Origin of the sequence: Shewanella sp. SG44-2, assembly GCF_014164215.1 — a bacterium.
Lineage (GTDB): Bacteria > Pseudomonadota > Gammaproteobacteria > Enterobacterales > Shewanellaceae > Shewanella > Shewanella frigidimarina.
The window spans coordinates 1-257 of sequence record NZ_JACJEU010000102.1; the positions used below are offsets into that span (position 1 = coordinate 1).

The following is a 257-nucleotide window of genomic DNA, read 5'->3' on the forward strand; positions in this document are numbered from 1 at the left end:
GTTGATGTCACCGCGCAAGTGATTGATATCGCCGGTAACCCATCTGCGACTGCTACCGACAACCAGCCTGTGGACAATGTCGCCGCACCTGCACCCACCGTTGAATTCAGCGGCATGGGCAGCGATGGTATCTTCAACAGCGATGAGATCGGCAGCGACGGCACTGTGACTGCCACCGTGACGCTAGCGACTGGCACTGAAGTTGGCGACACCTTGATTGTCACTGATGGCAACGGCAACACCCTATTTAATGGCCC

General features: G+C 56.8%; 1 protein-coding gene. It reads left to right on the top strand.

Annotated elements, in window-relative coordinates; all coding sequences use genetic code 11:
* Nucleotides 1-257: hypothetical protein (locus tag H5181_RS20460; RefSeq protein ID WP_182751898.1), on the top strand; the 257-nt coding region annotated here is incomplete at both ends.